Raw genomic sequence first — 14,448 nt, 5'->3', positions numbered from 1 at the left:
GTCGACACCGGTCGTGGTGGAGCCGAGCATCGCCGCAGCGAGAAATACGCGGAATGCGGCCGGGAGCAAAGGGCTTCGGCAAGATCCTGACAGGAGACCGGGATGTTCTCTCGACGTGGCTCAATGGCGCTCGCGGTGCTGCTCCTCGGCGGTACGCTCGCCGCGTGCGGAGCCGGTGAGCCGAAAGCCTCCGCGGGATTGTCGGGAAACGCGCTCGACATGTGTGTGGCGAAAGCGACCGAGCTCAAGAAATCGAAGCTCGCCGAGCCGCCGTTGAAGGTGCTCGCGCCGTTCGACATGGCGAAGAACAAGGGCAAGTCGATCTGGATCATCAACGCCGCGCGCGTGCCGCTGCTGCAGCGCGTGTCCGACGGGGCCCAGGCCGCCGCGACCGCGGCCGGGCTGTCGGTGAAGGTCGTGTACGGCGACGGCTCCACCAACACCGCGCAGGCGGCGATGCAGCAGGCCATCGCGCAGGGCGCGAACGGGATCGCGCTGGTGGCCGTGGATCCCACCACGATCCAGGATTCGGTGAACCAGGCGGCGAAAGCCGGCATCGTGGTGACCGACGTGGGCAACCGCAGCGTCGGCGACCCGCTGCGGCCGGGCGTCGCGGGGCAGCTCGGGTACGACGTGCCGGCCGAGATGGCGGCGATGGCCGGCTGGATCATGGCCGACTCGAAGTGCTCCGCGGACACGCTGATGTACTCACCCTCGGCGCTGTCCATCACCTCCGCCGGCGCGAAGGCGTTCCAAGCCCAGTACCAGGCGTTGTGCCCGAGCTGCGCGTTCGAGCTTAAGGACCTCGACTACGGCAACTTCGCGAGCACGCTCACCGCCGAGGTGCAGACGGACCTGCGCCGCAACCCGAACCTCGACTACATCTTCGCGATCATCGGCTCGTCGGTGCCCGAGGTCGACGCCGGCCTGCGCGGCAACGACCACGTGCGGGTGCTCACCCACGACGGTCTCGACGACAACCTCGAAGCGCTGCGCAAGGGCACCACGCACGTGGTCGCCAACTTCGCGTTCGCGCCGAACGAAGCCATCGGCTGGCAGGTGATCGACCAGCAGGGCCGGCTCCTGCTCGGGGAAAAGGACGCGCTCGACCTGACCATTCCCACCCGCATGGTCGACGCCACCGACATCGGCGCCACGAACGACGACATCTGGCCCAGTTTCACCGGAGCGCAGAAAACCTACACAGCCGCTTGGAAATAGCGGGACACCGACAACGGAGTGGGTGCCGAAATGCGGAAAAGAACAATAGTCGCCACGGGACTGATCACGATCACCGCCGCGGCGACCTTGGCCGGCTGCGGCGCCGGCGAACACGACAGCGCCGCGACGATGACCGACCAGGCCCGGGCCCAGTGCGTGACGAGCGCGGGGCGACTGCGGGACTCGATGCTGAAGGAACCGGCGCTGAAGATGCTCGGCGCGTTCGACATCACGAAGGCCGAGGGCAAGTCGCTGTGGATCGTCAACGCCGCGCGAGTGCCGTTCCTGCAAGGGATCTCCGACGGGGCGGCCGCCGCGGCGAAGGCCGCCGGGATGCAGGTGAAGGTGGTGTACGGCGACGGGTCGACCAACTCGGCCCAGGCGGCGATCCAGCAGGCGATCGCACAGGGCGCCGACGGCATCGCGCTCGTGGTGGTGGATCCGACGACCGTGCAGCACGCCGTGGACCAGGCCGAGGCGGCCGGGATCGTGGTCAGCGACGTGCTCAACCGCAGCACCGGCGACCCGATGCCCCACGGGGTTTCGGGCCAGATGGTGCTGAACCTGCCCGCCGAGATGGACGCGATGGCCGGCTGGATCCTGGCCGATTCGAAGTGCAGCGCGAACACGCTGATGTACGCACCGTCCGCCCTGCCGATCACGGCCGCCGCGGCGAAGCTGCTCGGGCAGCGCTACACGCAGCTGTGCCCTTCGTGCCGCTTCGAGCTCAAGGACCTCGACTACGGCAACTTCGCCAGCACGCTCACCGCCGAGGTGCAGACCGACGTGCGCCGGATCCCCGGCCTCGACCACGTGATCGCGATCGTGGGTTCGTCGGTGCCCAACGTGGACGCCGGCCTGCAGGGGAACGCCGGCATCCGCGTGGTCGCGCACGACGGGCTCGCCGACAACCTCCAGTCGATGCGCGAGAACCGCACGCACGAGGCCGCCGACTTCGCCTTCGCGCCCACCGGATCGATCGGCTGGCAGCTCGTGGACCAGCAGGCGCGGCTCATGGTCGAACAGAGCGGCGCCGCCGAGGTGATCATCCCGTCTCGCCTTGTCGACAAAGGCAACCTCGGCGCGAACGAGAGCGACGTCTGGCCCGGCTACGCGCACTTCGAGCAGGCCTACACCGACGAATGGCACGGGCAGCCGTGAATCACGAACCCAGGGGAGCAGTCATGAAATCCGTCGAAGAACGCCTCGCCCACCTCGAAGCCGCCGACCAGATCCGCGCGCTGAAGATGACCTACGCCCGGCTGTGCGACGCCGGTTATCCCACCGCCGAGCTGCGACAGCTCTTCACCCCGGACGCGGTGTGGGACGGCGGCCGGGCGTTCGGCCGCCACGAGGGCTGGCCGGAGATCGAGGAGTTCTTCGCCGGCGCCGACACCCGCGTGGACTGGGCCCTGCACTACACGGTGGCCGGTGATGTCCGTGTTGCCGAAGACGGGCGCAGCGCCACCGGCACCTGGTACCTGTGGCAGCCGATGACCCTCGACGGTTCGCCGGTGTGGCTGATGGGCCGCTACCAGGACGACTACGTGCGCTCGGCCGACGCCTGGCGCCACGCCCACGTGCGGCTCGACGTGCAGGCCGTGACGCCCATCGACAAGGGCTGGGTCGCCGAACGGTTCGCCGGTTCCGCCTAGCCCCACACCCCTTTCCCTTGCGAGCCAGGAGCCGAGTCGTGTCCGCTACCGAACAAACTTCTCCAGTCCGAGCCAACCGTGCCCACCCCAACCGCACCCCACTCCAGCCCGAGCTGCCCCCGCCCACGTCCGCCGGGCGGTCGGCCGGCACCTGGCTGGGTTCGGCGATGTCGCGCTACGCCGTGCTCGTGGTGCTGATCGCGCTCGTCGTGTTCTTCTGCGTGCTGATGCCGCGGACGTTCGCCACGGGCGGCAACTTCCGGGTGATGGCGAGCTCCCAGACCGTGGTGCTCATCCTCGCCATCGGCGCCACGGTCGTGCTCCGCACCGGCGAGTTCGACCTGTCGCTCGGCAACCTCATGGCGTTCAGCGGCGTGCTGCTGGGCGTCCTCTACGACCACGGTTTCAGCGCGGTCGCGGCGATCTCCGTGGTCGCCGCGACCGGCCTGCTGGTGGGCTTCGTCAACGGCTTCCTGGTGGTCCGCATCGGCGTGAGCTCCCTCGTGGCCACGCTGGGCATGCTGTCGGTGCTGGCCGGCGCCACGTTCGCGCTGACCGGCGGCCGGCGCGCCGACACGTATCCGCCGGGGCTCGCCACGTTCACGAACAAGACGTTGTTCGGCCTGCCGCTCATGACGTTCTACGGCTGGCTGGCGGTGCTCGCGGCCTGGTACGTGTGCGAACGGACCGCGCTGGGCCGGCGGCTGCTGTTCATCGGCGGCAACAAGGACGCCGCGCGCCTGGCGGGTGTCCGCGTCGATCGCATCCGGATCGGGTCGTTCGTGGCGGCTTCGGCGCTCGCCACGTTCGCCGGCATCGTGATCTCCGGTTCGCTCGGGTCGGTCGACCCCGGCATCGGCGCTTCGTACCTGCTGGCGCCGTTCGCCGCCGCGTTCCTCGGGGCCACGGCGATCACCCCCGGCCGGTACAACTCGCTCGGCACATTGGCCGGGCTGTACCTGCTCACCGTCGGGATCACCGGCCTGCAGCTGCTCGGCGGTGCCCTGTGGATCCCCGACGTGTTCAACGGCGCGGCGCTGCTGTTCGCCGTGACGCTGGGCCTGTTGGCGGGGCGGCGACGTGGTTGAGAACTCGGTAGGTGATAACGCCTTGGTTGACAGCACAGTGGCGGAGAGCGCGCTCGAGTTCCGGGCCGTCTCGAAGCACTTCGGCGGCGTCGCCGCACTGTCCGATGTGGACTTGCACCTGCGTGCGGGTGAAGTGCACGGGCTGCTCGGCCAGAACGGCTCGGGCAAGTCCACGTTGATCAAGATCCTCGCCGGCTACCACGTGCCGGACCGCGGTTCGCTGTCCATCTTCGGCGACGACGTGGCGCTGCCGATGCTGCGGCCGCAGGACCACGGCGTCGCGGTGATCCACCAGGACCTCGGGCTGGTGGAGTCGATGACCGTGCTCGAGAACGTCGGGATCAGCGACGCCTACGGCCGCCGCGCGCTGGCCGCGGTCCACTGGGGAAAGTTCCGGCGCGAGGTGCGGGACCTGCTCCGGCGGCTCGACTGCCCGGTGAGCCCCGACGCGCTCGTGCGCGACCTGCGGGGCAGTGACCGGTCCATGGTCGCGATCGCCCGCTCGCTGCGGGTGCTCGAACGCCGGGGCGAACGGCACGTGTTCGTGCTCGACGAGCCCACGGCGTACCTCGGGGTGACCGAGTCCGACCGCCTGATGCGGCTCATGCGGCGCGTGGCCGATGAGGGCTCAGCGGTGCTGTTCGTGAGCCACAAGCTCGGCGAAGTGCTCTCGGTGACGGACCGCTGCACGATCCTGCGCGACGGCGAGGTGGTGACCACGGTCGACACGGCCGGCTCGACCGCCCGTGGCCTGGTCAGCCTGCAGCTGGGCCGCGAACTCGGCGACTTCTACCCGCCACCGGCGGCCGCGCCCCGGCCGAAGGTCGCGCTCGGGGTCGAGGACCTGAGTGCCGGGGTGCTGCGGACGCTGTCGTGCGAGGTCCGCGAGGGCGAGATCCTCGGGCTCACCGGCCTCGTCGGCATGGGGCAGGACGAGGCGTTGCGGGCGCTCGCCGGGGCCGGTACGCGGACCACGGGCCGGGTCGTGCGCCACGGTGTGCCCGTGGAGCCGGGTATCCGCGCGGCCGTGGACGCCGGCCTGGCCATGGTGCCCGAGGACCGCAAGGGCGATGGCCTGTGGCTGGAGGCGTCGGCGCGCGAGAACTTCATGCTGCCGGCGTCGGCGACCGGTGGGGCGTTGCGGCGGCTTCGGCGCAAAACCGAGCGGACGCGGACCACCGAGGCCCTGACCCGGGTGAGTGTGCGGCCGCTCGCGCCCGAGCGGCCCGTCGGGTTGCTCAGCGGTGGGAACCAGCAGAAGGTGCTACTGGCGAAGTGGCTGTCGACCGAGCCGGGTGTGTTGTTGCTGCACGAGCCCACCCAGGGCGTGGACGCCGCGGCCCGGCGGGAAATCCTCGAGCTGGTGAACGCGGCGGCCGAGGCCGGCACGGCGGTGGTGGTCGCGTCGACCGACTACGAGCAGCTCGCCCACCTGTGCCACCGCGTCCTGGTGCTGCGGGACGGTGTGGTCGTCGAGGAGCTGACGCAACCGTTGACCGACACCGACCTGCTGCTCGCCTGCCAGGGCGGCACGTCGAGCAGCGCTGGATCATCCGCCGCTGGATCGTCCGCCGCTGTTCCGTCGACCGCTGTTCAGTCGACATAGTCGAACGCGCGGTGCCCCACGGCGTGGATTCGTGCGGCAAAGCCCGCTCGACGTCGACATCGGCGCGTGTCCGTTGTCATCATTCGCATCCGACCCCGGAAGGAGCCCCATGAAGACGTGGGTTGAGACCGCGCTGAACGGTCCGTGGCGACGCGAGCACCAGCCGCGCCTGCCGGTGGGCGTGGAGCAGCTGGTGGCCGAAGGCATCGCGTGCGCCGACGCGGGCGCGGCCATCGTGCACCTGCACGCGTTCGACGAGAACGGCAAGGATGACGTGGTCGGTGACGTGTATGCGCGGATCATCGAGGGCATCCGGGCCGAGCGCGACTGCCTGGTGTACCCGTCGATCCCGACGTTCGCCGCGCCCGGCGTCGAGCGGTTCGGTCACCTGCGGTTCCTGGTCGAGCGGGGCCTGCTGGAGCTGACCGTGGTGGATCCCGGCAGTGTGAACCTCTTCCCGGAGAACGACTCACCGCTGCCGTACCCCTCGCTGGTGTACGCGAACTCGCCCGCCGAGATCGCCGAAGGGCTGGCGTACTGCGCCGACAACGGCGTCCACCCGGGATTCGCCGTGTACGAACCCGGTTTCACGCGCGCCGGAGCGGCGCTGGTGCGGGCTCGTCCCGGGGTGCCGCAGCCGATCTACCGCTTCATGTTCTCCGACGACCTCGCGTTCGGTTTCCGGCCGGGGCCGGCGGGCATCGACGCGCACCTGGCGGCCCTGCAGACCGAGGCTCCCGGCGCGCCGTGGCTGGTCGCCGGGCTGGGCCTGGACGTGCTGCCGCTGGTGGAGCACATCGTGCACCGTGGCGGTGGTGTGCGGACCGGGCTGGAGGACGCGCGGTTCGGGTGCGCGAAGTCCAATGTGGAGCTCACGCGCGAGCTGGTGGAGGCCGTGGTGCGGGCCGGTTCGTCGCCCGCGGGCGCCGCCGAGGTGCGGGCCGAGCTGAAGGGGGCGAAATGAGCGACGACCAGCCCGCGCTGCGTTCGACGCAGTGGTTCGGCAGTTCGGACAAGATCAGTTTCGTGCGCCGGTCCGGGATGAAGGCCCAGGGCCTGCCGCACCGCATGTTCGACGGCCGGCCCGTGGTCGGCATCTGCAACACGTGGTCGGAGCTCACGCCGTGCAACGCGCACTTGCGCGAGCTGGCCGAATCGGTGAAGCGCGGCGTGTACGAGGCCGGCGGCCTGCCGCTGGAGTTCCCGGTGACGTCGCTGGGCGAGACCGTGATGCGGCCGACCACGATGCTGTTCCGCAACCTCGTGAGCATGGACGTCGAGGAGTCGATCCGGGCCAACCCGCTCGACGCGGTGGTGCTGCTCGGCGGCTGTGACAAGACCACCCCGGCGTTGGTCATGGGAGCGTCCAGTGTGGACCTGCCGACGATCGTCGTGTCGGGCGGACCGACGCTCACCGGGCGCTACCACGGAAAACCGCTCGCGTCGGGCACGGCGGTGTACGCCATGAGCGACGAAGTGCGCGCCGGCCGGATGACGCAGGAGGAGTTCGTGCGCGCCGAATCCTGCATGTGGCGGGCCAACGGTCACTGCAACACCATGGGCACGGCTTCCACGATGGCCGGTCTCATGGAGGTGATGGGGCTGGCGCTGCCCGGCAACGCGGCGATCCCCGCCGTGGACTCGCGCCGCAAGGTGCTCGCCCACGACAGCGGCGCGCGGGCCGTCGGGCTCGCGCGGGAGAACTTGCGGATCTCCGACGTGCTGGGGCGGCCGGCGTTCGAGAACGCCATCGTCGCGCTGGCGGCGCTCGGCGGATCCACGAACGCCGTGGTGCACCTGCTGGCCATCGCGGGCCGGCTGGAGGTCGACCTCACGCTGGCCGACTTCGATCGGCTCGGCTCGCACGTGCCGCTGCTGGTGGACCTGCAGCCGGCCGGGGCGGGCCTCATGGAGGACTTCTTCGAGGCCGGAGGGGTGCCGGTGCTGCTGCACGAGCTGCGCGCCCGCCTGCACACGAAGGCACCCAGCGTCGCGGGCGGGGTGCTCGGCGTCCACATCCCGGCCGAGCGGCCGTGGGACAGCGACGCCATCCGCGGTGAGCGCGAGCCGGTGCAGACCGACGCCGGCATCGCCGTGCTCACCGGGAACCTCGCGCCCGACGGGGCCGTGATCAAGCCGTCCGCGGCCTCACCGGAGCTGCTTCGGCACGAGGGCACCGCCGTGGTGTTCACCGATTCCGACGACCTGCGCGCCCGCATCGACGATCCGGACCTCGACGTGGACGCCGACAGCGTGCTGGTGCTGTGCAACGCCGGGCCGCTCGGCTACCCGGGGATGCCGGAGATCGGCAACCTGCCGATTCCCGCGAAGCTGCTCGGCCAGGGCGTGCGGGACATGGTGCGGATCTCCGACGCGCGGATGAGCGGGACCGCGTTCGGCACGGTCGTGCTGCACGTCGCACCCGAGTCCGCCGCCGGCGGACCGCTGGCCCTCGTGCGCACAGGCGATCGCATCCGGCTGGACGTGCCTGCGCGCAGCCTCACGCTCCTGGTGCCCGACGACGAGCTCGATCGCCGCCGCGCGGCCTGGCGCAGCACCACCGCGGCACCCGCGAGCGGTTATGCGCGGCTGCACCACCAGCACGTGCTGCAGGCGGATCGCGGAGCCGACCTCGACTTCCTCGTCGGGCGGCGCGGATCCGCGGTGCCGAAAGAAAGCCACTGAGTCAACGAAACCGAGTCAACGCAACTGAGCCAAAGCCACTGATACGCAACCACTGTTTTTCGACAGGAGTCACAGTGAACGGGAACCGGCCTGTCAAGGTCGTCATCGTCGGTCCGGGCAACATCGGGACCGACCTCGCGTACAAGGTCCTGCGGAGCCCGAAGCTGGAGCTCGCGGGGATGGTCGGGGTCGACCCCGCGTCCGACGGGCTGCGCCGGATGCGCGACCTCGGCGTCCGCACGACCTCCAACGGCGTCGCGGCGATGGGGGACTGGGCGGACCTCGACGAGATCGTGATCGCCTTCGACGCGACCTCGGCCGGTGCGCACCGCGCCAACAGTGGACTGCTCACGGGGTGGGGCATCCGGGTCATCGACCTGACCCCCGCGGCCATCGGGCCGATGGTCGTGCCGGCCGTGAACCTCGACGCCCACGCCGACGCGGTGAACGTCAACATGGTCACCTGCGCGGGCCAGGCGACCATCCCGGTCGTCGCGGCCGTGTCGCGGGTCGCCGCCGTGGAGTACGCCGAGATCGTCGCCTCGCTGTCGTCGCGCTCGGCCGGGCCGGGCACGCGGGCGAACATCGACGAGACCACCATCACCACGTCGAAGGCGCTGGAAGTGGTCGGGGGAGCCAGGATCGGCAAGGCGTTCGTGATCCTCAACCCGGCGGACCCACCGGTGCTGATGCGCGACACAGTTCACTGCCTCGTGGACGACGTGGACGAAACCGCGGTGCGGGAATCGATTCACGAGATGGTGCGCGCCGTTTCCGCGTACGTGCCCGGTTATCGCCTGAAGCACGAGATCCAGGTCGCGCCGCTGGGTGCCGACGTGCCGCTGCGCGGCATCGACAAGAGCCTGGAATCCCGCGCCCGCACCCAGATCACCACCTACCTGGAGGTGGAGGGCGCGGCCGACTACCTGCCCGCGTACGCCGGGAACCTCGACATCATGACCGCCGCCGCTCTCGGCACCGCCGAGCGCTACGCCTCCCTCACGAACACCGGAGCGACGCTGTGAACCAGAAGGTCTACGTCCAGGACGTCACCTTGCGCGACGGCATGCACGCCATCCGGCACCGCCTCTCGCCCGAGAAGGTCGGCCGGATCGCGCGGGCCCTCGACCGCGCGGGCGTGAACTCCGTGGAGATCGCGCACGGCGACGGCCTCGCCGGCTCCACGCTCACCTACGGCGCCGGAAGCCACGCCGACGACGAGTGGATCACCGCGGTGGTCGACAACGTCGAAAACGCTGTGGTGGCCACCCTTCTCGTGCCCGGGCTGGGCCGGGTGAGCGACCTGGAGGCCGCGCACGCGCTGGGCGTGACCTCGGTGCGCGTGGCGACGCACTGCACCGAGGCCGACGTCGCGATCCAGCACATCGGCCGCGCGCGGGAGCTGGGCATGGACGTGTCGGCCTTCCTGATGCTGTCGCACGCGCTGGAACCGAAGGAGCTCGCGCAGGCGGCGCTGGTGATGGAGTCGTCCGGCGCGCAATGCGTGTACATCACCGACTCGGCGGGCCACCTCACGCCGGCGGGCGTGCGCGACCGCGTTCGCGCCTACCGCGACGTGCTGGACCCGGCCACGGAAATCGGCATCCACGCGCACGAGAACCTTTCGCTGTCGGTGGCGAACTCCGTGGTCGCGGTGGAAGAAGGCGCCATCCGCGTGGACGCTTCACTGGCCGGGCACGGCGCGGGTGCGGGCAACACGCCGCTGGAGGCGTTCATCGCCGTCGCCGAGCTCTACGGCTGGGACCACGGGTGCGACCTGTGGGCCCTGCAGGACGCGGCCGAGGACCTCGTGCGGCCCGTGCAGGACCGGCCGGTGCGGGTGGACCGCGAAACCCTCACGATCGGCTTCGCCGGGGTGTACTCGAGTTTCCTGCGCCACGCGGAGAAAGTGGCCGAATCCTCCGGGTTGTCGACGCGGGACATCCTCCTCGAAGCGGGCCGTCGCAAGCTGGTGGGCGGCCAGGAGGACATGCTCGCCGACATCGCGCTGGACCTCGCCGGCGCGCGACACTGACGGACTCGGCCGAGGCAGGAAGCGGGGCACCCGGATGCAGCTGACGGGGCTGGAGAACAAGGTCGCGATCGTGACCGGCGCGGGCCGGATGCGCTCGATCGGACGCGAGATCGCCGTCGGTCTCGCGCGCGCCGGGTGCGACGTGGTCGTGACCGGCACCGGGCGGCCCCGCGACCGCCGGCCCGCCGACGAGGTGGCGGCGGGCTGGCGGGACATCGACTCCGTCGCCGACGAGATCCGCGCGCTGGGCCGGCGCGCGCTGCCGGTGGTCTCGGACGTCACCGACGAGGCCGCGGTGGCGGCGCTCGCGCGCACGGTGGTGGCGGAGTTCGGCCGCGTCGACATCCTCGTGAACAACGCCGGTGCGCCGATCGGTACCGACCGCCGGCCGGTGGTCGGGCTCGATCTGGCGAGCTGGAACCGGGTCCTGCAGACGAACCTCACGGGTACTTTCCTGGTGTCGCGCGAGATCGGCCGGCTGATGGTCGAGCGCGGCGAAGGCGGCTGCATCGTGAACATGTCGTCCGTGGCCGGAAAACTGCTCCCGCCGAACTCCGCCGCCTACGCCGCTTCGAAGGCGGGCGTGCAGGCGTTGACGGCGTGCATGGCGCAGGAGGTCGGCGGCGCGAACGTGCGCGTGAACGCCCTCTGCCCGGGTTACGTCGAAACCGTCCGGCTCGACGGCGTCGCCGACGACGCCTGGGCCGCGATGCTGGCGAGCATCCCGCTGGGCCGCGCGGGCAGCCCGGCCGACATCGCGTCAGCAGTGCTCTTCCTGTGCTCCGACCAGGGCGCGTGGGTCACCGGACAGGCGTGGAACGTCGACGGAGGACACGTGGTCGGGCACTAGCTCACAGTTCAGGAAACGGAGATCCCCTTGAGTACGCCATTCACCATCAACGACGCTGTGCTGGCGATCCGATCCGGAACTCTCACCGCGGAAAGCCTGGTGCGCCAGTGCATCGACAACGCCGACGCGCTGGATGAGAAGCTCGGTGTGTTCCTCACGCGCTACACCGAGAGCGCGCTGGAAACAGCCAGATCCGTGGACCGGGCGGTGGCCGAAGGCCGCGAAGTCGGGCCACTGGCCGGAATTCCGATCGGTATCAAGGACATCATCCACGACGCCGAAGGCCCGACCACCGCGCAGAGCGTCGCCTTCGACCCCGCGTGGGGCGAAGGCGACTGGGACGCGCCCGTGGTCGAGCGGCTGCGCAACGCCGGCGGTGTGATGATGGGCAAGGTCACCACGATGGAGTTCGCCATCGGCAACCCCGATCCGCGCAAGCCGTTCCCGGTGCCCGCGCTCGCGTGGGACGCCGAACGGTGGGCCGGTGGGTCGAGCTCCGGCTCGGGTTCCGGGGTCGCCGCGGAGATGTTCCTCGGCGCGCTCGGCACCGACACGTCCGGCAGCATCCGCGTGCCGGCCGCGTGGAACGGGGTCACCGGGCTGAAGCCGACGTTCGGGCTGGTGCCGAAGTCGGGCATCGTGCCGCTCGGGTTCACCAACGACCACCCCGGCCCGATGGCGCGCAGCGCCGCCGACTGCGCGCTGATGCTGTCCGTCATGGCGGGCCACGATGCCGGCGATCCGTACAGCGCGCGCCGTGATCCGGTGGACTACCCGCGCGCCCTCACCGGCAGCCTGGCGGGGCTGCGCATCGGCGTCGACCGGCTGGACCGCGCGGCCGCGGGCGGGATCGACCCGGCCCAGCCCGCACTGTTCGACGGCGCGCTCGAGGCACTGCGCGCGGCCGGCGCCGATCTGGTCGAGGTGACGCTGCCGCTGTTCGACGAGGGCGCGGTGGCGAACCTCATCATCATGTTGAGCGAGGCGCTGGCCTACCACCGCGACAACCTGCTCAAGCGCTGGACCGACTACGGGCAGCCGACCCGGCTGATGATCGCGGCGGTCGACGCGCTGTCGGGCGCCGACTACGTGCAGGCGCAGCGGGTGCGCCAGCTTGCCCGGGAAGGCATCGCGCGGGTGTTCGCCGACGTCGACGTGCTGGTGTGCCCGACCTGGCACGTCGGGGCGCCGAAGCTGGCCGACGTGTCGCTGCTCGACCCGCTCGAGGTCTACGCCGGCATCCTCACGCCGTACTGGGACCTGCTCGGCGTGCCGACGCTCGCGGTGCCGATCGGGCTGTCGAGCGTGCGCACGCCGTTGTCGATGTCCATCGCCGCGCCGTGGTGGCGCGACGATCTCGCGCTGCGCACCGGCGACGCCTTCCAGCGGCGCACCGCCTTCCACCTGGCCCGTACCCCGCTGCTGAGCCTCGCCTGAACGGAGAACCGCCATGCCCGACTGGACCGACGACCCCGAAGAGCTCGCCGCGCTGAACGCCCTGCGCCAGGTGTTCGCCGACGCCGCCGAAGCCCTGCACCACGTGGTGGCCGAGGCCGCGGAAACCCTGCCCGCGGGCGGTCACCGAGCGGATCCGTGAACCCGGGTGAGCCGCGCCTCCCGCGGCGCGGCTCACCCGGTCCCGGGCCTCGGACGCCGCTGGTGGACCCGGCTGGTCGGAGGTAGGCTCATCCGGCTAACCTGCGAAAACGGTGTGCCGAGCACCCTTTTCGCGACCGGTTGGTGCGTCATCGCCGCCAAGACCGAACGGCTCAGCGCAGGCCGGGAACCGGGTTCACATGGGACTGAAAACTGTCGAGCGGATCGGCCCCCTCCTCGACCTCTTCACCGCCGACCGGCAGGAGTGGGAGCTCGGTGAGATCGCCGCCGCACTGGGCATTCCGCGCTCGACCGCGCACGGGCTGCTGCGGTCGCTGGTCAGCACCGGCCTGCTGGCCACCCCGGCTCGCGGCCGCTACCAGCTCGGCACCAAGATCGCGGCGCTCAACGGCGTGCTCACCGAGCGCGTGGACGTGCGGGCCGAGGCGTCCGGCACCATCCGGGCGCTGTCGGAGGAGCTGGGCGAGACCGTGAACCTCGGTGTGCTGCGCGGAAACCTGGTCGTGTACCTGGACAAGGTGGCGGGCTACCAGTACGTGACGGTCGTCGGCGCCCGCGTCGGCGCGCAGGTGGACGCCACGCGTTCGGCGATGGGCAAGGTGCTGCTCGCGCACTCGGCGCCACGCGACCCCTCGCCGCTCGACGTCGGTGCCGGCGAACCGGCGGACCTCACGGGTCTTCACGCGTTGGCGGCGATCCGTGCGCAGGGGTACGCGCTGGACCTGGGGGAGATCACGCCGGAGATCCGCTGCGTGGCGGCGCCCGTGAAGAACGCCACGGGCCAGGCCGTGGCCGCGCTGAGCATTTCCACCACGCCGATGCGCTTCGAGCGCCGGCGCACGCGGCTCGTGGAGTCGGTCGTCGAGGCGGCGGCCGCGGTGCAGGAACGGATCGCGCTGCTCACGGCGAGCTGAGTTTTCCTGGTTTCCTTCGGGATGGCGGTTCGGTGCGCTTCCCTGGTGTGAGTGCTCTGGCGACTGGTCCGCGGAAGTGGTTGCGGGACAACGCCGAACCCCTACCGATACGTGACCTCGGTGGCGGTCAGGTGCTGGTGCTCGTTGAACGTGAGCAGCCGGGGCCCGGCCGTGCCGACCAGGATTCGGGTCAGCGAGGTGTTGACCAGGACCGTGTTGAACCGGCGCCATCGCTCGGCGTCGAGCAGGTGCCACTGCTCGGCGGCCGACTCCAGGTCCGCGGCGCACGCGGCGGCGATCGGGCCGGCCGAGCTCACGACCAGGACGACCTCGCCCGGTCCGGCCGTGGCGGCGGCCCGCGCCAGTGCGCCGGTGGTCCGTGCCGCGAACCCCGGCCACCGTTCCGGCCAGGGGCCGCCGTGGTCTGCGTGCCAGAGTGCGACGGCTTTGTCGAAGGCGGCCTGGAAAGTGCGCCGGTCGGTGAGTGTCTCGAGGTCGTAGCCGGCGGTGCGCAGCACGGCCAGGTGGTCGAACTCGTTCCAGTCGGCGTCGTCGGTCGCCGCGTGGTGCCAGCCGCCGCCTTCGGTGATGGCGGCGGTGGTCTCGCGGTGGCGGCGCAAGGTGCCCTGGACGATGCGGGTCGGCACCAGGCCCGCGGCGGCGAGGGCGGCCCCGGCGCGGCGGGCCTGGTGGTGCCCGGCGGTCGAGAGACGGTCGTAGTCGGCGGCGCCGAAGGAAGCCTGGCCGTGCCGCACGAGGAGGAGGATGCCCAAGGTC

The 14,448-nt window shown here is 71.0% G+C and carries 14 protein-coding genes; 13 read left to right on the top strand and 1 reads right to left on the bottom strand.

The window, feature by feature from the left end:
• Positions 1–102 precede the first annotated feature (102 nt).
• The 13 genes from VSH64_RS22240 (at position 103) to VSH64_RS22180 (ending at position 13,671) form a co-directional block, all read left to right on the top strand.
• On the top strand, positions 103–1,221 hold the full coding sequence (locus VSH64_RS22240) for a sugar ABC transporter substrate-binding protein (RefSeq protein WP_326837574.1): 1,119 nt from the start codon (positions 103–105) through the stop codon (positions 1,219–1,221).
• Between the two features lie 30 nt (positions 1,222–1,251).
• Complete coding sequence (locus VSH64_RS22235; RefSeq protein ID WP_326837573.1) at positions 1,252–2,382, top strand: substrate-binding domain-containing protein; 1,131 nt, start codon at positions 1,252–1,254, stop codon at positions 2,380–2,382.
• Positions 2,383–2,405: 23 nt separating this feature from the next.
• On the top strand, positions 2,406–2,876 hold the full coding sequence (locus tag VSH64_RS22230) for a nuclear transport factor 2 family protein (protein WP_326837572.1): 471 nt from the start codon (positions 2,406–2,408) through the stop codon (positions 2,874–2,876).
• A gap of 167 nt (positions 2,877–3,043) precedes the next feature.
• The gene (locus tag VSH64_RS22225; protein ID WP_326837571.1) at positions 3,044–3,964 is read left to right on the top strand and encodes an ABC transporter permease; all 921 of its coding nucleotides are present in this window, start codon (positions 3,044–3,046) and stop codon (positions 3,962–3,964) included.
• Between the two features lie 22 nt (positions 3,965–3,986).
• Positions 3,987–5,570 (top strand): sugar ABC transporter ATP-binding protein, encoded by a 1,584-nt coding sequence (locus tag VSH64_RS22220; RefSeq protein WP_326837570.1) that lies wholly within the window; start codon positions 3,987–3,989, stop codon positions 5,568–5,570.
• A gap of 109 nt (positions 5,571–5,679) precedes the next feature.
• A complete protein-coding gene (locus VSH64_RS22215) occupies positions 5,680–6,534 on the top strand; it encodes a BKACE family enzyme (RefSeq protein WP_326837569.1) in 855 nt (284 codons plus the stop codon).
• Entirely contained in the window at positions 6,531–8,255 is a 1,725-nt protein-coding gene (locus VSH64_RS22210; RefSeq protein ID WP_326837568.1) for an IlvD/Edd family dehydratase, read from the top strand. Before VSH64_RS22215 ends, VSH64_RS22210 begins: the two co-directional genes overlap by 4 nt.
• Positions 8,256–8,329: 74 nt before the next feature.
• The gene (locus tag VSH64_RS22205) at positions 8,330–9,280 is read left to right on the top strand and encodes an acetaldehyde dehydrogenase (acetylating) (protein WP_326837567.1); all 951 of its coding nucleotides are present in this window, start codon (positions 8,330–8,332) and stop codon (positions 9,278–9,280) included.
• Positions 9,277–10,290, top strand: coding sequence for a 4-hydroxy-2-oxovalerate aldolase (dmpG, locus tag VSH64_RS22200; RefSeq protein ID WP_326837566.1), 1,014 nt, complete (start codon positions 9,277–9,279; stop codon positions 10,288–10,290). The genes VSH64_RS22205 and dmpG overlap by 4 nt, the downstream gene beginning before the upstream one ends.
• A gap of 34 nt (positions 10,291–10,324) precedes the next feature.
• Entirely contained in the window at positions 10,325–11,140 is an 816-nt protein-coding gene (locus tag VSH64_RS22195) for an SDR family NAD(P)-dependent oxidoreductase (protein ID WP_326837565.1), read from the top strand.
• A gap of 27 nt (positions 11,141–11,167) precedes the next feature.
• Entirely contained in the window at positions 11,168–12,577 is a 1,410-nt protein-coding gene (locus VSH64_RS22190; RefSeq protein WP_326837564.1) for an amidase, read from the top strand.
• A 13-nt stretch (positions 12,578–12,590) separates the two neighbouring features.
• The gene (locus tag VSH64_RS22185; protein ID WP_326837563.1) at positions 12,591–12,737 is read left to right on the top strand and encodes a hypothetical protein; all 147 of its coding nucleotides are present in this window, start codon (positions 12,591–12,593) and stop codon (positions 12,735–12,737) included.
• Between the two features lie 199 nt (positions 12,738–12,936).
• Positions 12,937–13,671 carry an IclR family transcriptional regulator gene (locus VSH64_RS22180; RefSeq protein WP_326837562.1) on the top strand — a complete coding sequence of 245 codons (735 nt, stop codon included), beginning with the start codon at positions 12,937–12,939 and terminating at the stop codon, positions 13,669–13,671.
• Between the two features lie 101 nt (positions 13,672–13,772).
• On the opposite strand, the gene VSH64_RS22175 is transcribed toward VSH64_RS22180, so the two are convergent.
• Positions 13,773–14,444 carry a histidine phosphatase family protein gene (locus VSH64_RS22175; RefSeq protein WP_326837561.1) on the bottom strand — a complete coding sequence of 224 codons (672 nt, stop codon included), beginning with the start codon at positions 14,442–14,444 and terminating at the stop codon, positions 13,773–13,775.
• Positions 14,445–14,448: the final 4 nt, after the last annotated feature.

The sequence above is a fragment of the Amycolatopsis rhabdoformis genome (assembly GCF_035918295.1).
Lineage (GTDB): Bacteria > Actinomycetota > Actinomycetes > Mycobacteriales > Pseudonocardiaceae > Amycolatopsis > Amycolatopsis rhabdoformis.
This window is presented reverse-complemented; position numbering and strand designations above follow the sequence as displayed.

Bases quoted from the DNA above. Each gene is read 5' to 3' on its own strand.
- VSH64_RS22180 (WP_326837562.1), top strand. From the start codon at position 12,937: ATGGGACTGAAAACTGTCGAGCGGATCGGCCCCCTCCTCGACCTCTTC.
- VSH64_RS22240 (WP_326837574.1), top strand. From the start codon at position 103: ATGTTCTCTCGACGTGGCTCAATGGCGCTCGCGGTGCTGCTCCTCGGC.
- VSH64_RS22230 (WP_326837572.1), top strand. From the start codon at position 2,406: ATGAAATCCGTCGAAGAACGCCTCGCCCACCTCGAAGCCGCCGACCAG.
- VSH64_RS22235 (WP_326837573.1), top strand. From the start codon at position 1,252: ATGCGGAAAAGAACAATAGTCGCCACGGGACTGATCACGATCACCGCC.
- VSH64_RS22225 (WP_326837571.1), top strand. From the start codon at position 3,044: ATGTCGCGCTACGCCGTGCTCGTGGTGCTGATCGCGCTCGTCGTGTTC.
- VSH64_RS22185 (WP_326837563.1), top strand. From the start codon at position 12,591: ATGCCCGACTGGACCGACGACCCCGAAGAGCTCGCCGCGCTGAACGCC.
- VSH64_RS22195 (WP_326837565.1), top strand. From the start codon at position 10,325: ATGCAGCTGACGGGGCTGGAGAACAAGGTCGCGATCGTGACCGGCGCG.
- VSH64_RS22210 (WP_326837568.1), top strand. From the start codon at position 6,531: ATGAGCGACGACCAGCCCGCGCTGCGTTCGACGCAGTGGTTCGGCAGT.
- VSH64_RS22215 (WP_326837569.1), top strand. From the start codon at position 5,680: ATGAAGACGTGGGTTGAGACCGCGCTGAACGGTCCGTGGCGACGCGAG.